Origin of the sequence: Salipiger sp. (genome assembly GCF_048261495.1) — a bacterium.
Lineage (GTDB): Bacteria > Pseudomonadota > Alphaproteobacteria > Rhodobacterales > Rhodobacteraceae > Salipiger.
Window position 1 is genome coordinate 186,086 of sequence record NZ_JBLXFX010000006.1, and the last position, 14,254, is coordinate 200,339.

14 protein-coding genes are annotated in these 14,254 nt (G+C 71.4%); 8 read left to right on the forward strand and 6 right to left on the reverse strand.

The features are described from left to right. Positions 1-24: 24 nt before the first annotated feature. The 5 genes from ACN0RJ_RS14070 to ACN0RJ_RS14090 all read right to left on the reverse strand — a co-directional run bounded on the left by ACN0RJ_RS14070 (position 25) and on the right by ACN0RJ_RS14090 (position 6,747). Positions 25-1,191, reverse strand: a complete 1,167-nt coding sequence (locus tag ACN0RJ_RS14070) for a serine hydrolase (RefSeq protein ID WP_417724670.1) — start codon at positions 1,189-1,191, stop codon at positions 25-27. A gap of 97 nt (positions 1,192-1,288) precedes the next feature. Continuing rightward, a complete protein-coding gene (gene purH / locus ACN0RJ_RS14075) occupies positions 1,289-2,878 on the reverse strand; it encodes a bifunctional phosphoribosylaminoimidazolecarboxamide formyltransferase/IMP cyclohydrolase (protein WP_417724671.1) in 1,590 nt (529 codons plus the stop codon). Positions 2,879-2,899: 21 nt separating this feature from the next. Continuing rightward, complete coding sequence (locus tag ACN0RJ_RS14080; RefSeq protein WP_417724672.1) at positions 2,900-4,648, reverse strand: heparinase II/III family protein; 1,749 nt, start codon at positions 4,646-4,648, stop codon at positions 2,900-2,902. Between the two features lie 116 nt (positions 4,649-4,764). Then, the gene (locus ACN0RJ_RS14085) at positions 4,765-5,373 is read right to left on the reverse strand and encodes a hypothetical protein (RefSeq protein WP_417724673.1); all 609 of its coding nucleotides are present in this window, start codon (positions 5,371-5,373) and stop codon (positions 4,765-4,767) included. Between the two features lie 108 nt (positions 5,374-5,481). Continuing rightward, complete coding sequence (locus ACN0RJ_RS14090; RefSeq protein WP_417724674.1) at positions 5,482-6,747, reverse strand: RsmB/NOP family class I SAM-dependent RNA methyltransferase; 1,266 nt, start codon at positions 6,745-6,747, stop codon at positions 5,482-5,484. Between the two features lie 108 nt (positions 6,748-6,855). Here ACN0RJ_RS14090 and ACN0RJ_RS14095 point away from each other — a divergent pair, with 108 nt between their 5' ends. Continuing rightward, a complete protein-coding gene (locus tag ACN0RJ_RS14095) occupies positions 6,856-7,044 on the forward strand; it encodes a DUF1674 domain-containing protein (RefSeq protein WP_417724675.1) in 189 nt (62 codons plus the stop codon). Positions 7,045-7,423: 379 nt separating this feature from the next. Here ACN0RJ_RS14095 and dapB read toward each other — a convergent pair whose 3' ends face one another. Continuing rightward, positions 7,424-8,239 (reverse strand): 4-hydroxy-tetrahydrodipicolinate reductase, encoded by an 816-nt coding sequence (gene dapB, locus ACN0RJ_RS14100; protein WP_417720378.1) that lies wholly within the window; start codon positions 8,237-8,239, stop codon positions 7,424-7,426. 83 nt (positions 8,240-8,322) lie between these two features. Between dapB and rbfA the strand changes: the two genes are divergently transcribed. From rbfA to lpxK, 7 genes are all read left to right on the forward strand, one after another. After that, the gene (gene rbfA, locus ACN0RJ_RS14105; protein ID WP_417720377.1) at positions 8,323-8,718 is read left to right on the forward strand and encodes a 30S ribosome-binding factor RbfA; all 396 of its coding nucleotides are present in this window, start codon (positions 8,323-8,325) and stop codon (positions 8,716-8,718) included. A 4-nt stretch (positions 8,719-8,722) separates the two neighbouring features. Then, positions 8,723-9,472 (forward strand): phosphodiester glycosidase family protein, encoded by a 750-nt coding sequence (locus ACN0RJ_RS14110; RefSeq protein WP_417724676.1) that lies wholly within the window; start codon positions 8,723-8,725, stop codon positions 9,470-9,472. A 115-nt stretch (positions 9,473-9,587) separates the two neighbouring features. Continuing rightward, positions 9,588-10,934 (forward strand): TldD/PmbA family protein, encoded by a 1,347-nt coding sequence (locus tag ACN0RJ_RS14115; RefSeq protein ID WP_417724677.1) that lies wholly within the window; start codon positions 9,588-9,590, stop codon positions 10,932-10,934. After that, complete coding sequence (locus ACN0RJ_RS14120) at positions 10,921-11,703, forward strand: inositol monophosphatase family protein (protein ID WP_417724678.1); 783 nt, start codon at positions 10,921-10,923, stop codon at positions 11,701-11,703. Before ACN0RJ_RS14115 ends, ACN0RJ_RS14120 begins: the two co-directional genes overlap by 14 nt. A 92-nt stretch (positions 11,704-11,795) precedes the next feature. Next, positions 11,796-12,038 (forward strand): DUF4170 domain-containing protein, encoded by a 243-nt coding sequence (locus ACN0RJ_RS14125; protein WP_417720373.1) that lies wholly within the window; start codon positions 11,796-11,798, stop codon positions 12,036-12,038. 5 nt (positions 12,039-12,043) lie between these two features. Further along, positions 12,044-13,258: a 3-deoxy-D-manno-octulosonic acid transferase gene (locus tag ACN0RJ_RS14130; protein ID WP_417720372.1), complete on the forward strand. Its 1,215-nt coding sequence runs from the start codon at positions 12,044-12,046 to the stop codon at positions 13,256-13,258. Next, the gene (gene lpxK, locus ACN0RJ_RS14135; protein ID WP_417724679.1) at positions 13,258-14,247 is read left to right on the forward strand and encodes a tetraacyldisaccharide 4'-kinase; all 990 of its coding nucleotides are present in this window, start codon (positions 13,258-13,260) and stop codon (positions 14,245-14,247) included. The genes ACN0RJ_RS14130 and lpxK overlap by 1 nt, the downstream gene beginning before the upstream one ends. Positions 14,248-14,254: the final 7 nt, after the last annotated feature.

A 14,254-nucleotide genomic window follows, 5' to 3' on the forward strand; every position in this document is an offset into this window, starting at 1 on the left:
CGCGGATGAAAAGCGCCCGGGCGATCACGGAAGCCTGACCAGGGTGTTGAGCAACTCCGAAAACGCCAGAACCGCCGAGGTTTCGTCGATGTCCGGATCGTTGACGGTGAGCGCCGCGCAATGGCGGCGGCCCCGCGTGTCGGTTGCCGAGAAGGTCAGGTTCACAACCCCGCCTTCCGAGCCGCCCTTGAAGGCCGCGCCCTGCCAGCGGGGATCGCCGCGCGCGATCACGCCGGGGTTCACCTGCATCAGCGGCAGTTCCCCCAGCGCGTCGATCAGCGTGCAGAGCCGGTCAAGCGGCAGATACCACTCCAGCCCCTCCTGCAGCGGCCCGAGCGCAATCGCGTCGAGCTGCACGGTCGCCGCCGCCTCTGCCGCGAGGGCGGGCTTGTCCTGCCCGGTCGCGTCCCGCCATGCCGCGGCACGCGCCGCATCGAGCTTGAGCGCGAACATCTCGCGCGTCGTCAGCAGGCGTTCCGCCGGGATGCCCAGCGCGGCGGCCACGGCGTCGCGGCCCGCGACCTCGATCAGCAGGTCGGTGGCGGTGTTGTCGCTTTCGGCGATCATGGCGAGGGCAGCGGTGTGCAGCGTCACCGGCGCGCCTTCGGGGAAATCCTGCATGCGCCCGGTGGGCAGCGAACGATGGCGCGATTCGATCCGCACGACATCCGCCCAGTCCCGCGACCCGCTGTCGATCAGGTCGACCAGCGCCCGCAGGACCCCGAGCTTGAAAGCCGAGGCGACGGCAAGCGGTTCGCCCGCGCGCTGCCCGGCCAGCCGTTCTCCGTCACGCAGGACGAGATAGGCAACCTCCGCGCCCAGGGCGTCGAGACGCGCCAGCGCGCCGGGCAGATCGGCCTCCATCCGTTGCGGCGCCTCGAAGCGCAGCAGCTTGATGCGGCCCTCGTCGTCCAGCGCGAAGGTGACGGGCAGCCGGTGCGTGGCCGAGAGGATCTCTCCCGTCGTGCCGCTGAGGCGCACGTCCGTGACCGGACCGATGTCGCCCCCGAACCTGTCGAGCACCCGCTTCAGCGTCGCCTCGGACACCTGTTCGCGGAAATGCTCGGTGAAGGTGACGGCGTCCGGCCCCTCGGTCATCAGCGTCAGCAGCGTGTCCTCGGCCTCATCCGCCAGAGCCGGCAAGGCGGCCCCCAGCGTCAGGGCCAGCGTCAGAATGCGCGTCCATGCCATGCGGTTCTCCGGCGTTTCGGGCAAGGCGGAGGGTAGCGCCCCGGCGCGCGAAGGAAAACACCTCCGCCCGGGCACGCTGCCGCTCCGTGCCGGCCGCTCAGTGCCGGAAGTGGCGCATTCCGGTGAAGACCATCGCAAGCCCCGCCTCGTCCGCCGCCGCGATCACCTCGGCATCGCGCATCGAGCCGCCGGGCTGGATCACGGTCGAGGCCCCGGCTGCGGCCGCTTCGAGCAGGCCGTCCGCGAAGGGGAAGAAGGCGTCGGAGGCGACCGCCGACCCCTTTGTCAGCGCCTCGGGAAGGCCCATCGCCTCGGCCATGCGCTCGGCCTTCTTGGCGGCGATCAGCGCCGAATCGAGGCGGCTCATCTGGCCCGCGCCCACGCCCACGGTGGCGCCGTCCTTGACGTAGACGATGGCGTTGGATTTCACGTGCTTAGCTACCTTCCAGGCAAAGAGCAGGTCGGCCAGTTCCGCATCGGTCGGCACCCGCTTGGTCACCACCTTGAGATCCGCCGCGGTGATCCGCCCGTTGTCCCTGTCCTGCACCAGCAGCCCACCCGAGACCTGGCGCCAGGCCAGCCCGGCATCGGACGTGTCGGCAAGGCCGGACGTGGTCAGCAGGCGCAGGTTCTTCTTGCGGGCGAACACGGCCTTTGCGGCGTCATCGGCGCCCGGAGCGATCACCACTTCGGTGAAGATCTCGGCGATCGCCTCGGCCGTCTCCGCGTCGAGCACCTGGTTCAGCGCCACGATCCCGCCGAAGGCCGAGGTACGGTCGCAGTCGAAGGCCTTCTGGTAGGCCTCCTTGAGGGTCGCGCCGCGCGCCACGCCGCTCGGGTTGGCGTGCTTGATGATCGCGCAGGCCGGGCCGTCGGAGGGCAGGAATTCCGACACCAGCTCGAAGGCCGCGTCGGTGTCGTTGATGTTGTTGTAGCTGAGTTCCTTGCCCTGGTGCTGCACGGCGGTGGCAACGCCGGGACGGCCCGAACCGTCGGTATAGAAGGCCGCCGCCTGGTGCGGGTTCTCGCCGTAGCGCAGGGTCTGGGCCAGCGTCCCGGCAAAGGCGCGGCGGCGCGGCGCGGGCTCGTCGATGGCGCCGGCCATCCAGGCCGACACCGCCGCGTCATAGGCGCCGGTGCGGGCGTAGGCGGTCAGCGCAAGCTTCTGGCGGAAGGCGTAGGAGGTCGCGCCGTCGTTCGCCTCGAGTTCGGCCAGCAGCGGCGCGTAATCCTCCACGTCCACCACCACGTTGACGAAACCGTGGTTCTTGGCCGCCGCGCGGATCATCGCCGGGCCGCCGATGTCGATATTCTCGATGCAGGTCTCGTAATCCGCGCCCTTGGCGACGGTTTCCTCGAAGGGGTAGAGATTGACCACCAGAAGGTCGATTTCGGGGATGTCATGGCCCTTCATCGCGCCGCGATGCTCGGGGTTGTCGCGCAGCGCCAGCAGGCCGCCGTGGATGCGGGGATGCAGGGTCTTGACCCGGCCGTCCATCATCTCGGGAAAGTCGGTGACCTCGGCCACGTCGCGCACCGCGATCCCGGCCTCGCGCAGCGCCTTGGCGGATCCGCCGGTCGAGAGAATCTCGATCCCGCGCGCGGAGAGCGCCTCACCCAGCTCGGTGAGGCCGGTCTTGTCGGAAACGGAAATGAGGGCGCGGCGGACGGGGTGCAGATCGGGCATAGGGTCGGGTTCCGGAATGGTTCATGTCGACGGCTCCGCCTCATCCGTGACCAGATCGCGCACCGCGATCGCGGTGTCCTGCGCCTTGGCCAGGGACCAGCGGACGCGGGTCGCATACTCCATCGCGCGGCCGGATAAAACGACCTGTTTCGACGCACGGGGCCTCAAACGCCCCTTTTCAAGGTAAACCGACGGTTCCAGCGTCAGATCCGGGCCGGGATCGTGGCGGAACACCCAGATTTCGCCCGACCTCAGCGCCATGGACACGGCGCTGCCGCCCATGTCGATCTCGGCATCCACGTCGGGATGCAGGTGAAACCGGATCTGCCAGGGCAGCCCGGACAGGCGCACCGAATCCAGACGCCGGTCGAACAGCTTCTTGTCGACGTCGTTGAGGGTGAGAAGCATGTCCTCGCCCACCAATCCGCGCCCGTCGAAGGTCAGCTCCAGCACCCGCGCATGGGTCAGCCCGTGGGTCTGCACGAAACCGTCGTGCCCGCCCTCGAAGCGCAGCCCGTCGGCGGCGGGGTCGATCTGGACCGGCACCTTGCCCGGGGCATCTTCGAGCAGCTCGCGCTCGGCCCCGCCGATCCAGCGCGGCGCCCCGAGCCGGGCCGAGGAATAGCCGTCGAGGCAGAGCGTGGAATGCGACGGGGTCGCCCGCCCCGCGCGGCGCCAGTCCTCGCCGAACACCGCGCCGGAGCCGCAACTGACGATCAGCGGGCGCCGCCCCGATGTCAGTTCGAAGGCGAGGGTCGAGGCATGGGCATCCGCCGAGGCCTTGCCCGAGGGCGGCGGCGCGGCGTCGATCACCAGGCTGGTGCGCCCGGCGGACAACCGCGCGTAGCCCATCGCCAGCCCGTCCGCCTGCCGCTTGCGGACCCCCGAGGCGGCCAGCGCCTGGTCGAGCCGCCCGTCGATCCCGCGCCCGCCGCCCTGGAACCGGGCCAGCCCGCCGTCGGCGTGACGCAGGGTGCGCAGGGTCGGCGCGATGCGGGCGATCGCCGAGAGGTGGCGGGGATCGGCGTCGCGGTCGGCCTCGTCCAGCGCGGCGGCGGCCCAGGTCAGCAGGGTGAAGACTTCGAGCAGTTCCTCGGGATTGCGGGTCGGAATGCCGCCCTGTGCATCGACCTGCCGGGCGCATTCCGCGCCGAGCGCGCGCCGCGCCGGGTCCACATGCGCCTCCATCCCCTCGAGCGACAGGCCCGCATAGACCAGCCCGGTCAGCGCCTCGAACCGGGGCAGGCCCGGCGGGGTGGCGCCCCAGCGGCGGGACAGGAACACGGTCTGGCGGGACAGGGCCTCGTAGAACCGGCCCGAGCGTTCGCTGTCGATGCCGCGCAGCACGAAGATCGCATGGTGAATCCAGCGGATCAGGCGCTGCCCGGCAAGATCCGGGCTCCAGCCCGCACCGCGCCCGCGTCCGTAGCGGTCGATCCAGCCCCAGAGCCACTTCTGCGCCAGTACACGGGTGCGCGGATCGCCCACCGCCGCAAGATCGTCGAGCCAGCGAAAGCCGTGTATGTCCGCATCCCACCCCGGACCGGGCGCGTCGAGATCCCAGAGCATCGCGTCCCGCGCCTCGACCAGATGCCCGGCGAACATCAGGTTCCCCGCAAGCAGCTGACGCCCCCGTGCAAAGGCCCCGGTCGAGCGCGGTTCGGGCTGGGAGACAAAGCCGGTGGCCGCGTGACCGCGCGCCGCGAGGCGCGCATGCACACGGTTCAGGAACCGCGATGCTGCGGCTGGCCAGCTTCCCAGATCTGACATGCGCTCTTGCCTCTCGCCCGCTGTCATCGCGGCAGTCTTTTGCCGGGATGATAACGCGCAAGGGGACTCAAGTCACCTTTGAAAAGCCCATGCGGCCGTGCGCGGCCGCCGCCGCCTCATTCCGCGGCGGGCAGTTCGACCTCGTCGCCGCGCGCGGTCACGATCTCGACCGAATGGGCGGTCTGGCTGCCCGCGGTAAGCTCGGTTTCCGTGGCCGAGATATTGCCGTCGGCATCGAGGTAGAAATCCTGGTGCACCTGCAGGTTCGGCACCGGCACCTGAACCACGAGATCGGCGGAAACCTTGCGGTAGGTCTTGCCGTAATAGCGCACGTCGTCGGTGCAGGTCACGTGGGTGGCGGTGTCGGCGGCCTTGGCGAGCAGGGTCTCGAAGGTTTCCCAATGGCCCTCCGGCAGGGTCCGCTCGACCTTCCAGGTCTCGCCGCCATCCTCGGACACCGCCTGTTCGAGGCCCATGGTCCGCATCATCAGCCCGTCTTCCAGCGTCGCGTAATGGCGGTCCCGCGCCAGGGAGATGGTTCGGATCACCGTGGCGGTGCCGTCGGGGGCGGTGCGGGTGGTGGCCGTGGCGACGGGATAATCCCGCCCCGCGTCATGGGCATAGAGCGCGGTGAACAGGCTGGCGCAGTCCTCTTCCGCCTGCGCGGCAAGCGGTGCGGCGGCAAGGGTCAGAAGCAGGCTCAGGGTCGGGAGGGCGGATCGCAAGGCGGTGTCTCCTTCGGTCGGTGACGTCGGCGTCGGACGGGACCCGCACCCTATCAGCGCGGGGCGGAGCGGCAATCGCCCCTCACGATGTTGTGCGCGGCCCCGGCGTCAGGCCGGTTTGCCCAGCACCGCCATGTAGAACCCGTCCATCCCGCCCTGTGCGGCCCAGAAGTCCGGGCGCAGGCGCAGACCGCCTTCGCTGCTGCGCCAGCCATCCTCGATGCCCGGCGCCCCGGCGGGCAGCACGGTCAGGCCGGGGTGGCGGGCCAGCGCCTCGTCGACCTGGCATTCGCCCTCGTCCGGGATCAGCGAACAGGTGCAGAAGACCAGCCGCCCGCCGGGTTTCAACAGGCCGAGCGCGTGGTCGATCATGCGCGCCTGCAGGGCGATGAGATCCGAGATCCCCTCGCCGGTCTTTGCGTGCGGCAGGTCGGGGTGCCGGCGGATGGTGCCGGTCGCGGAACAGGGCGCGTCGAGCAGGATCGCGTCGTAGCGCCCTTCGTGGCTCAGCGCGTCGCCCGCGACGCAGGTGGCCTCCAGCCGCGTGCGCCCGAGGTTTTCCCGGACCCGGCCGAGCCGCGCCTCGGAGAGGTCGAGCGCGGTGACGCGGGCCCCCGCCGCCGCCAGTTGGAGGGTCTTGCCGCCGGGCGCCGCGCACATGTCTAGGATGTCGAGCCCGGCCACCTCGCCGAGCAGGCGGGCGGGCAACGCGGCGGCGGCATCCTGCACCCACCAGTCGCCGGTGTCGTATCCCGGCAGGGCGGTGACCTGCGCCCCGTCATGCAGGCGGACCGAGCCGGTGGGCAGCAGCGTACCGCCGAGCGTTGCCGCCAGCGCCGCCGGGTCGCCCTTGGCGGTGAGATCGAGGGGGGCCCCGGCGAGATGCGCCGCCTCCATGGCGGCCATCGCCTGCGGCCCCCAGGCCGCGACCAGCGGATCGCGCAGCCAACGTGCGAGGCGCGGCACGCGCAGCGTCGGCCAGAGCGCCGGACCCTGTTCGGAAACGCGGCGCAGCACGGCATTGACCATGCCCTTCATGGTGTGGGCCTTGCGATGGGCGGCGATCAGCGCGACGCAGTCGTTGACCACGCCGTGCGCGGCCCCGCCGGTGCAGAGTTCGTAGGCTCCGAGGCGCAGGACATTGCGCGCCACCAGCGGCGGCGCCTTCTGCAGAAGCGGTTTCAGCACCCGGTCGGCGCGATCGAGATTGCGCAGCACGTCCGAGGCCAGCCGCTGCGCGGCGGCCCGCTCGGCCGGGGCGAGACGCTCCCAGGCGGCGCCGGACATGGCGTCGGACAGCAGCTTGCCCTGCCCGAGAACCTGCCCCAGCAGGGCCACTGCCTGCGCGCGCGCCGGGCTTGCCGTTTCGGCCATGAATCTGGTCTCCGGGATCGGCGGGCGCGGCCCGCAACCTAGGGGCGCGGGGCTTGCCCGCGGGGTGCGGCGGCGTATAACAGGTGGGACCGATGCAGGAAAGCCGCCATGTCCGAGCCCCGTCCAGACCTTCCCCCCGCCGCGCAGCGCGCGCTTGCCGAAGCCGAGGAGCGCCGTCGCGCCGCCGAGGCGGAAGCCGCCGCCAACCCGCGCCCCGCGGAATACGGCGGCCGCGACGGGCTGGACCCCGCGCGCTACGGCGATTGGGAGAAGAAGGGCCTCGCCATCGACTTCTGAGGTGCGGCCTGCCGGGGTTGCGCCGCGGCGCGGCCGCGTCGCCGGGGGCGCGCCCGTTCCGGGCGCGAGGGGCGCTGCCCCTCTGCGGCCGTAGCCGCATTCACCCCGGGATATTTCCGGCCGGAAGAAAGCCGCGGGCCTGGTCGCGGTGGCCGCTGCGGGAGGCTTCGGGGAACCTTTTGGCGGATGGTGCCGTTTTCGTGATGTCGATCACGTGCCGGTTCCGGGGCGGGTCGGCCGCCAAAGGGCCCGGAACGGGACCCGCAAACGGACCCCGAAAGGACCTGCCATGAACCGCATCATCTATCTCGTCGGCCTGATCGTCATCGTGCTTTTCATCCTCGGCTTCCTCGGCCTGCGCTGAGGGCGCCCGGCGGGTTCAGCCCTTGAGGCCGAGCACGTCGAGCATGTCGTATTCGCCCGGACCCTTGTCCTGCCCCCAGAGCGCCGCCTTCAGCGCGCCGCGGGCGAAGAGGGCCCGGTCCGACGCGATGTGGCGGATGGCGATGCGTTCGCCGGCGGTGGCGAAGATGACTTCGTGTTCGCCCACGACATCCCCGCCGCGCAGGGCGTGAAAGCCGATGTGGCCGCGTTCGCGCTTGCCCGTGATGCCGTCGCGGCCGCGATCGGAGACCTCCGGAAGCGCGACGCCGCGGCCTTCGGCGGCGGCCTCGCCGAGCATGAGCGCGGTTCCGGAGGGGGCATCGACCTTTTGATTGTGATGCGATTCGACGATCTCGATATCCCAGTCCTCGTCGAGGGCGGCGGCGATCTGCCGCGTCACCTGCGTGAGGAGGTTGACCCCGAGCGACATGTTCCCGGCGCGCACGATCACCGCGTGGCGCGCGGCGATGCGCAGGCGCGCGAGATCCGCGTCGGAAAGCCCGGTGGTGCCGATCACGTGCACCGCGCGGGCCTGCGCCGCGAGATCCGCGAAGGCGACCGTCGCGGCGGGCGCGGTGAAATCGATCACCGCCTGAGCACGCGCGAAGGCTTCGAGCGGATCGTCGCTCACCAGGACGCCGAGCGCGGTGCCTCCCATCATCTCGCCCAGATCGCGGCCGACCCAGGCGTGTCCCTCGCGTTCGATGGCGCCCGACAGGGTCAGGCGGTCGCTTTTCAGCACTTCCCGCACGAGCATCTGCCCCATGCGGCCCGAAACTCCCGTCACCACGACGCCCGGCTTGTCGGTCATGCGATCCTCCATCAATCTGCCGGGTCTCATTACCTTGCCCGGCGTCGCTTGGCAAAGGCCGGCGCAGGGACTAAGTGAGGCATATGGCACGCAATCGATTCCACGACGGCGCGGGACCCAGCCAGCGCCAGCTCCGGGTCGGCGAACTCATTCGCCGGACCCTGTCCGACGTGCTGAACCGCGGCGACATCCACGACCCCGAACTCAACCGGCTGTCGATCACGGTCGGCGAAGTCACCGTGTCGCCCGACCTCAAGGTCGCGACGGCCTATGTGGTGCCGCTCGGCGGGCGCGATCACGATCAGATGTTCGAGGCGCTGAAGCGCAACCAGTCCGAGTTGCGGCGCGCGGTTTCCAAGGGTCTGACGCTGAAATACGCGCCCGAGCTGCGGTTCCGCCTGGACGAGACCTTCGACCGGCTGGACGAGACGCGGCGCCTGTTCTCCCAGGACGCGGTGCGCCGCGATCTGGAGGACTGACGCCATGCGGGCCGGACTGGTCCTTGCCGCGGCGGTCGCGCTGGCGGTGATCGGCGCCATCCGCGCCGAGGCGCTGACCTGCGAACAGACCACCTTCGAGCGCAACCGCTACACGCTCTGCACCGTCTCTCCCGCCCGCGAGGATCTGCGCACCTTCCTGAAGGCGCCGAACGGCACGCCCTGGGGGCAGTTCACCACGCTGGACGCGGCGCTGCAGGCCAGGGGAAAGCGCCTCGCCTTCGCCATGAACGGCGGCATGTATCACGAGGACCGGGCCCCGGTCGGCTACTATGTCGAGAACGGCCGCGAGGCGATGCGGGTCATTTCCTCGGCCGGTCCGGGCAATTTCGGCCTGCTGCCGAACGGCATCCTCTGCATCCGTGCCCGCCGCGCCGACGTGATCGAGACCCGCGCCTTTCTGCGCCGCAAGCCGCGCTGCGATTTCGCCACCCAGTCGGGCCCGATGCTGGTGATCGACGGAGAGGCGCACCCGCGCTTCCTCAAGGACAGCACCTCGCGCTATGTGCGCAACGGGGTCGGCACCTCGGCGGACGGCAGGACGGCGGTCTTCGCGATCTCCCAGGGGGCGGTGACCTTTTACGAGTTCGCGCGGCTGTTCCGCGACCGGCTCGGGCTGCCGCAGGCGCTGTTCTTCGACGGCAACGTGTCGCGGCTACATGCCCCGTCCATCGGACGCTCTGACATCGGGCGGACGCTTGGGCCGATCGTCGGGGTGGTCGAGGACGCCAAATAGCCTGCCGCTCCGGCCCGCCCGCGGGCGGGGCGACGGGCGCGCCGATCCGCAGCCAAGCCTTGCGTCCCGAAGCCGCGCGGCCTACCTCGGAGGGCAACAGTTCACCGGAGTTCCCATGTCCGACACGCTTTCCCGCCTGACCGAAACCATGCTCTCCGCCGCCGCGCGGGCAGGAGCGGATGCCGCCGATGCCATGGCGGTCGACGGCACCTCGCTCAATATCGACGTGCGCGCGGGCAAGCTGGAACAGGCCGAGCGCTCCGAGGGCACGGACATCGGGCTGCGGGTCTTCGTCGGGCGGCGCAGCGCGGTGGTCTCTGCCTCGGACACGCGCGAGGAAACCATCGCGACCATGGCCGAACGCGCCGTCGCCATGGCCCGCGAAGCGCCGGAGGACCCCAATGCCGGGATCGCGGACCCCGATCAGCTGATCTGGCAGTGGGACATCGGCGCGCTGGAACTGGCGGACGGCAGCCCCGAGCCGGCCCCCGCCGCGCTGGAGGAGGACGCCCGCCGGGCCGAAGCCGCGGCGCTGGCGGTGACGGGCATCGCGCAGGTGCAGTCCGCCTCGGCGGCCTACGGGCGCCAGAACGTGCACCTTGCCGCGAGCAACGGCTTTTCGGGCGGCTATGCGCGGACCTCGCGCTCCACCTCCTGCGTCGCCATCGCGGGCGAAGGGCTGGGGATGGAGCGGGACTACGACGGCGACGGGCGTACCTTCCAGGCCGACCTGCGCAGCCCCGAAGAGATCGGCCGCAGCGCGGCGGAGCGCGCGCTCGAGCGGCTCTCGCCCAGGCGGCCGAAGACCGGCGCCTACCCGGTGCTGTTCGACGAACGCATCGCCTCCTCGCTGATCGGTCACATGATGGCGGCGATCAACGGCTCGGCGGTCGCGCGCGGAGCGTCATGGCTGCGGGGCGCCGTGGGCGAGCAGGTGCTGCCCGACGGCCTGTCCCTGATCGAGGATCCGCACCGCCCGCGCGCCTCGGGCTCGCGGCCCTTCGATGCAGAAGGTCTGGCCACGCAAAGCCGCGCCGTGATCGAGAACGGCATCCTCACCGGCTACACGCTCGACCTCGCGACGGCGCGCAAGCTCGGGCTGCGCTCGACCGGGAACGCGGCGCGGGGCACCTCTGCCGGGCCCTCCCCGAGCGCGTGGAACCTGGAACTGACGCAGGGGACGCGGGGACGCGACGCGCTGATCGCCGAAATGGGCACCGGGCTGGTCGTCACCTCGATGATCGGCGCGACGATCAACCCCAACACCGGCGATTATTCCCGTGGTGCCGCCGGGTTCTGGGTCGAGAACGGTGCGCTGGCCTATCCGGTGTCGGGCGTGACCATTGCGGGCAACCTGCGCGACATGCTGCGCCGGATCACCCCCGCCGACGATGCGCGGCCCTGGCTGTCGCGCGTGGTGCCGTCGCTTCTGGTCGAGGGGCTCACCCTTGCCGGAGAGTGATCTCGCGCTGCTGACACGGGCCGCCCGCGCGGCGGCGGAGACTGCGCTCACCTACACCGGCGAGGCGCTGAACGTGCGCTACAAGGCCGCCGACGGCAGCCCCGTGACCGATGCGGACATGGCGGTGAACCGCGTGCTGTCCGGCATCCTGCGCGCGGCGCGGCCCGACTATGGCTGGCTCAGCGAGGAAAGCGCCGACGATCCGGCAAGGCTGTCCGCCGGGCACGTGTTCATCGTCGACCCCATCGACGGCACCCGCAGCTTCATCGAAGGGTCGGACAGCTGGGCGCATTCGCTGGCCGTGGCGCGGGACGGCGCGGTGACGGCGGCGGTGATCCTGATGCCGATGCGCGACCGGCTCTACAGCGCGGCGCTCGGCGAAGGCGCGACGCTCAACGGCACGGCGCTTGCCGCCTCCGGGGTGGCGGACCCGGAGCAGGCGCAGGTGCTCGCCACGAAACCCGCCGCCGATCCGAAGCACTGGCAGGACGGCACGCCGGGCTTTCACCGCGTCCACCGCCCCTCGATCGCCTACCGGCTGGGGCTGGTGGCGGAAGGGCGGTTCGACGCCATGGTGACCTTTCGCGCGACCTGGGAATGGGACATCGCCGCCGGCGCGCTGATCCTCTCCGAGGCCGGGGCCCGGATGACCGACCGCAGCGGCGCGCCGATCCGCTTCAACGCTCCGGTGCCGCAGCACGACGGCATCGTCGCCGCGAATCCCGCCCTGCATGCCCGTCTTCTGGCCGCCATCGCGCCCCGTGTCTGAACCTGCGCACCGCAATGGCCGCGCCCGGTCCGCGCGGCCTTGACCCCGCGCCCGCAGCCCGTAGGTTGCACGTGAACCCGAAAGGAGAACCCATGGTCCAGCGGCTCCACCTGGTCTTCGGCGGCGAACTCGTCACGCCGGAAAAGACCACCTTCAAGGACGTGAACGACATTCACATCGTGGGCATGTTCCCCGATTACGCCTCGGCCCACGACGCCTGGAAGGCCGAGGCACAGCGCACCGTGGACAATGCCCACATGCGGTACTTCATCGCCCATATCCACCGCCTTCGCGACGAAGAGGCCGAGGCCTCCTCGACCGAGGAATTCGGCTGAGCGCCTTGGCCCGCAGGCCGTTCCCTCTCTCGGCCTACCTGGCCTATGCCCGCAGCCGCCAGAGCCTGTCATCCCAGGGCGGCAGCCCGGCGCCGCGTCCGGGCGGTCCGCTGATCTGGATGCATGCCGACAGCCCGGATGCCGCCCGCGCCCTCGGCGCGCTGGCATCGCGGCTGACCGCCAACCGCGGCGAGGTGGCGGCCCTGCTGACCGGCCTTCCGGCGGGCGTCACCTGCGGCACCGTGCTGACCGCCACGCTCCCCGAAGACATCCCCGCCGACGTGCGCGCCTTCGTCGATCACTGGCGCCCGAGCGTCGCGATCACCACCGGGCAGGCGCTGCGCCCCGTGCTGCTGCACCGGCTCAAGGAAACCCGCGCGAAACTGGCCCATGTCGGCGCGCGCGACGATGCCTTCACCACCCCTGCCCCGGTCTGGGTGCCCGACCCCGGCCCCGCCACGCTGGCGCTCTACGACCGCATCTTCGCCGAGAACGACGCCGCGCTCCGTCGCCTGCGGCGGCTCGGCCTCTCCGACGAGGTGCTGCGCCCCGGCGGTGTCCTGAGCGAGACCGCCCCGCCGCTGGACTGCTCGGACCGCCTGCACCAGGAACTGACCGCCGCCCTCTCCGGCCGCCCCGTCTGGCTGGCGGCGCGGGTGCGCGGCTCCGAGGCGGGGGACATCCTGCGGGCCCACCAGCGTGCCGTGCGGCTGGCCCACCGGCTGCTGCTGATCCTCGTGCCGGAATCCCCCGGCGACGCGGTCGAAACCACCGCCGAGGCGCGCGCCTCCGGGATGCGCCTCAGCCACTGGGAGGCGGGCGAGACGCCGGACGAGAACACCCAGGTGCTGGTGACCGAGAACACCGCCGAACTCGGCCTCTGGTATCGCCTCTCGCCTGTCGCCTTCCTCGGCGGCTCGCTGCTGCCGGGGCACGGCGGCACCGATCCGCTCGAGGCGGCGGCGCATGGCACCGCGATGCTTTACGGGCCCAATGTCGGGCGGCACCTGTCGGCCTATTCAAGGCTGGTCGATGCGGGCGCGGCGCGGATCGTGCGGGATTTCGATTCGCTCGGCTCGGCGGTGATCCAGCTCATGGCGCCGGACCGTGCCGCCGCGATGGCCCATGCCGGGTGGGACGTGGTGAGCCAGGGCGCCGCGCTGACGGACGAGGTCATCAGCCTCGCCTGCGACTGGCTGGACGAAGGGCAGGCCGCCTGATGCGTCCGCCGTCCTTCTGGGATACGCCCCCCGCCCGCCCCGCCTGGCAGGCCCGCGTGCTCGCCCCGCTCGGCGCGCTGACCGCCCGCGCCACGGCGCACCGCGTCGCCCGCCCCGGCGAAGCGGCGGGGGTGCCGGTGATCTGCGTCGGCAACCTCAACGCCGGGGGCACCGGCAAGACGCCGGTCGCCATCCACCTGACCGAACGCCTGACGGCCATGGGCCGGGCGGTGCATGTCGTCTCGCGCGGGTACGGCGGCAGCCTCGCCGGGCCGCTGCGCGTCGATCCGATGCGCCACACCGCCGCCGAGGTCGGGGACGAGCCGCTGCTGCTGGCTGCCTTCGCCCCGGTCTGGATCGCCCGCGACCGCGCCGCCGGGGCCCGCGCCGCCGTCGCGGATGGCGCCGGGGTGATCGTGCTGGACGACGGCTTTCAGAACCCCGCACTGGTCAAGGATCTGTCGCTGGTCGTGGTGGATGCTGTGAAAGGCTTCGGCAACGGCCGCTGCATGCCCGCAGGACCGCTGCGCGAGCCGGTGAGCGCCGGCCTCGCCCGCGCCGACATCGTGATCTCCATCGGGCAGGACGAGGCACAGGCACGCTTCTCCGCGCTCTGGAGCCATGCCATCCCCGTCCCCCACCTGCGCGGCCACCTCGCGCCGCTGCAGACCGGCATGGACTGGAACGGGTTGCCCGCGCTGGCCTTTGCCGGGATCGGCCATCCGGAGAAATTCTTCGCCACGCTGCACGGGCTCGGCGCGATCCTCGCCGGGACCGTGGCGCTCGACGATCACCAGCCGCTGTCCGCCGCCCTGCTCAACCGGCTGGAAACCGATGCCGCCCGGCTCGGCGCTCAGCTTGTCACCACGGAAAAGGACGCGGTGCGCCTGCCCGACGACTTCCGCCCCAAGGTCCTGACCCTGCCCGTGCGGCTGGCCCTGCCCGAACCGGCGCCGCTCGACGCCGCGCTCGCCGCGCTGTTCGACTGAAGGCCCC

Bases quoted from the DNA above. Each gene is read 5' to 3' on its own strand.
- lpxK (WP_417724679.1), top strand. From the start codon at position 13,258: ATGCGTCCGCCGTCCTTCTGGGATACGCCCCCCGCCCGCCCCGCCTGG.
- ACN0RJ_RS14125 (WP_417720373.1), top strand. From the start codon at position 11,796: ATGGTCCAGCGGCTCCACCTGGTCTTCGGCGGCGAACTCGTCACGCCG.
- purH (WP_417724671.1), bottom strand. From the start codon at position 2,878: ATGCCCGATCTGCACCCCGTCCGCCGCGCCCTCATTTCCGTTTCCGAC.
- ACN0RJ_RS14110 (WP_417724676.1), top strand. From the start codon at position 8,723: ATGCGGGCCGGACTGGTCCTTGCCGCGGCGGTCGCGCTGGCGGTGATC.
- ACN0RJ_RS14080 (WP_417724672.1), bottom strand. From the start codon at position 4,648: ATGTCAGATCTGGGAAGCTGGCCAGCCGCAGCATCGCGGTTCCTGAAC.
- ACN0RJ_RS14090 (WP_417724674.1), bottom strand. From the start codon at position 6,747: ATGGCCGAAACGGCAAGCCCGGCGCGCGCGCAGGCAGTGGCCCTGCTG.
- rbfA (WP_417720377.1), top strand. From the start codon at position 8,323: ATGGCACGCAATCGATTCCACGACGGCGCGGGACCCAGCCAGCGCCAG.
- ACN0RJ_RS14070 (WP_417724670.1), bottom strand. From the start codon at position 1,191: ATGGCATGGACGCGCATTCTGACGCTGGCCCTGACGCTGGGGGCCGCC.
- ACN0RJ_RS14095 (WP_417724675.1), top strand. From the start codon at position 6,856: ATGTCCGAGCCCCGTCCAGACCTTCCCCCCGCCGCGCAGCGCGCGCTT.
- ACN0RJ_RS14115 (WP_417724677.1), top strand. From the start codon at position 9,588: ATGTCCGACACGCTTTCCCGCCTGACCGAAACCATGCTCTCCGCCGCC.
- dapB (WP_417720378.1), bottom strand. From the start codon at position 8,239: ATGACCGACAAGCCGGGCGTCGTGGTGACGGGAGTTTCGGGCCGCATG.